Here is a 1,348-nt window from a genome sequence, read left to right on the forward strand (position 1 = left end):
TAGTACCGAAGTTCCTGAATCCACACTGCCAAGAAAAGCCTCTAGCGAGGAAAAAGGTGCCCGTACCGCAAACCGACACAGGTAGGCGAGGAGAGAATCCTAAGGTGAGCGAGAGAACTCTCGTTAAGGAACTCGGCAAAATCACCCCGTAACTTCGGGAGAAGGGGTGCTCATTTGGGTGAATAGCCCGGATGAGCCGCAGTGAATAGGCCCAGGCGACTGTTTAGCAAAAACACAGGTCTCTGCAAAGCCGCAAGGCGAAGTATAGGGGCTGACGCCTGCCCGGTGCTGGAAGGTTAAGAGGAGGGGTTAGCTAAAAGCGAAGCTCTGAATTGAAGCCCCAGTAAACGGCGGCCGTAACTATAACGGTCCTAAGGTAGCGAAATTCCTTGTCGGGTAAGTTCCGACCCGCACGAAAGGCGTAACGATCTGGGCACTGTCTCAACGAGAGACTCGGTGAAATTATAGTACCTGTGAAGATGCAGGTTACCCGCGACAGGACGGAAAGACCCCGTGGAGCTTTACTGTAGCCTGATATTGAATTTCGGTACAGCTTGTACAGGATAGGTAGGAGCCTTGGAAGCCGGAGCGCCAGCTTCGGTGGAGGCATCGGTGGGATACTACCCTGGCTGTATTGAAATTCTAACCCGCGCCCCTGATCGGGGCGGGAGACAGTGTCAGGCGGGCAGTTTGACTGGGGCGGTCGCCTCCTAAAGAGTAACGGAGGCGCCCAAAGGTTCCCTCAGAATGGTTGGAAATCATTCGCAGAGTGTAAAGGCATAAGGGAGCTTGACTGCGAGACCTACAAGTCGAGCAGGGACGAAAGTCGGGCTTAGTGATCCGGTGGTTCCGCATGGAAGGGCCATCGCTCAACGGATAAAAGCTACCCCGGGGATAACAGGCTTATCTCCCCCAAGAGTCCACATCGACGGGGAGGTTTGGCACCTCGATGTCGGCTCATCGCATCCTGGGGCTGTAGTCGGTCCCAAGGGTTGGGCTGTTCGCCCATTAAAGCGGTACGCGAGCTGGGTTCAGAACGTCGTGAGACAGTTCGGTCCCTATCCGTCGTGGGCGCAGGAAATTTGAGAGGAGCTGTCCTTAGTACGAGAGGACCGGGATGGACGCACCGCTGGTGTACCAGTTGTCTTGCCAAAGGCATAGCTGGGTAGCTACGTGCGGAAGGGATAAGTGCTGAAAGCATCTAAGCATGAAGCCCCCCTCGAGATGAGATTTCCCATAGCGTCAAGCTAGTAAGATCCCTGAAAGATGATCAGGTTGATAGGTCTGAGGTGGAAGCGTGGCGACACGTGGAGCTGACAGATACTAATCGATCGAGGACTTAACCAAA

The 1,348-nt window shown here is 54.5% G+C and carries 1 rRNA gene; it reads left to right on the forward strand.

Annotated elements, in window-relative coordinates:
* Positions 1-1,347 (forward strand): 23S ribosomal RNA (locus tag AC1Q59_RS24735); the annotation flags it as partial.
* Position 1,348 lies beyond the last annotated feature (1 nt).

This window comes from Cytobacillus sp. MT66 (assembly GCF_058792595.1).